Annotated in this window: 1 protein-coding gene; it reads right to left on the reverse strand. The window is 73.6% G+C overall.

Annotated elements, in window-relative coordinates; genetic code table 11:
* Positions 1–2,177 (reverse strand): amino acid adenylation domain-containing protein (locus GT042_RS21075; protein ID WP_161310285.1); only part of this gene is annotated, 2,177 nt, incomplete at both ends.

Here is a 2,177-nt window from a genome sequence, read left to right on the forward strand (position 1 = left end):
GGCGCGACGTCCCCCCGGCCGATGCCCGCCACGAGCCGCGGCTCGCCACCGGCGTCCCGGTCGGCGAGCACCGCGGCCTCCCGAACACCGGGCAGCGCCAGCAGCGCCGCCTCGATCTCGGCCGGTTCGATCCGGAAGCCCCGCAGCTTGATCTGGTCGTCCCCACGCCCCACGTACTCCGCGTTGCCGTCGGGCAGCCTGCGGGCGAGGTCGCCGGTACGGTACATCCGGGCGCCGGGCACGAACGGATCGGCCACGAACCGCTCCGCGGTCAGGTCAGGACGGTTCAGATACCCCCGGGCCAGGCTCGCGCCGCCGAGATACACCTCCCCGGTCACCCCGGCCGGCACCGGCCTGAGCCGCTCGTCCAGCAGGTGGAGGCGGGTGTTGCCCACCGGCCGGCCGATCGGGCACTGCCGCCCCGACGGCCCCGGGTCGAGGTACGCGGTGCTGTACAGCGTCGTCTCGGTCGGCCCGTACCCGTAACAGATCCGCAGGCCGGGCAGCGCCTCCCGCATGCGGTGCAGCGCCCCCTCGGGAAGGGACTCCACCCCCGTGAGCAACTGCCGCAGGCGCAGGCCCTCCAGGCGGGTGCCGGGGGACTCGTCGATCCATTTCACGTACGACGGCGGAAGGAACGCCTGGACGATGCGGTGCTCCCGCAGCCAGCCCATCAGCGCCTCCGGGTCGCCCCGCAGGTCGTCGGGGACCAGGTGCAGGACGGCCCCGGTGGTCAGCGGCAGCAGGATCTCGTGCACGGACGCGTCGAATCCGACGCTGGACCAGGCCGATGTCGCCTCGCCCGGTGTATCGCCCATGCGGGCCCGCCAGTTGTCGAAGAGGTTGATCACGCTCGCGTGTGTCACCGCCACGCCCTTGGGGCGGCCCGTCGACCCCGACGTGTAGATGACATAGGCCAGTTGGGAGGGTGAGATGTCGATCCCCGGCGCGTCGTCCCGCCGCCCCTCGGCCTCGACCGACGCCAGCGCGTGCCAGCCGTCGGGCGGAGCGTCCGCATCACTCAGTACGAGGGCGGGTACGGCGTCCTCCACCATCGCGGACAGCCGCTCGGCGGGCTGGCCCGGATCGAGCGGCAGATAGGCGGCACCCGCCTTGAGGATCCCTAGGACCCCCACCACCAGGTCCACCGACCGTCCCGCGTGCAGGCCGACCACCTGGTCCCGGCGGACACCCCGGCCGATCAGCGCGTGCGCCAGGCGGTTCACGCGCCGCTCCAGGGCCGCGTAGTCGAGCCGTTCCCCGGCGCGGACGAGCGCCGTCCCGGCGGGACGGGCCCGTACCCGCTCCTCGAACCGCTCCACCAACCCGCCGCGCGAGGACGGCGGCAGAGCCTCCGGCCCCTCGGTGGCGTCCCAGTCCGCCAGGAGCCGGCGGCGCTCCTCCGCGTCGACCAGCCCGAGGTCCGCGACCTCGCGGCCGGGATGCTCGGCCATCTCGGTCAACACCTGCCGCAGATGACCCGCGTAGCGCTCCGCCGTCGCCCGGTCGAACAGGGCGGAGGCGTAGTCGAGATACCCGATCACACCACCGTCCGTCTCGGCGAGCGACAGCGAGAGGTCGAACTTGGCCGCCGCGTGCGGGATGCCGACCGGATCGACCTCGATGTCCGGCAGCTCCAACAGGCCCTTCCGCGACGGCTGCCAGGCGAACATCGTCTGGAAGAGCGGGGTGTGGGCGACGCTGCGCGGCGGATTGACCAGCTCCACCACCCGGTCGAACGACACGTCCTGGTGATCCAGGGCTCCCCGTACGACGCCGCGCACCCGCCGCAGCATGTCCTCGGCCGTCGGGGAACCGGACAGATCGACGCGCAGGGGAAGGGAGTTGACGAAGAAGCCGATGATGCCCCCGACGTCGCCCCGCCGGCGGTTGGCCGTCGGCGTCCCCACCACCAGATCGGTCTGCCCGGTCAGACGGGACAGCACCATCGCCCAGCCCGTCAGCACGGCGACGAACAGGGTGCCGCCGTTGCGCCGGGCGAGGCCCCGGAGCGCGGTGGTCAACTCCTCGTCCAGCGCGACCCGTACCCGGCCGCCCCGGTAGTCCTGCTCGGCGGGGCGGGGCCGGTCGGTGGGGAGGGTCAGCAGGGGCGGGGCGCCCGCCAGGTGCTCTTTCCAGTACGCGGCGTGCGCGGCCGGTTCGCCGCCCGACGCGGC

Source organism: Streptomyces sp. SID3212 (assembly GCF_009865405.1).
Lineage (GTDB): Bacteria > Actinomycetota > Actinomycetes > Streptomycetales > Streptomycetaceae > Streptomyces.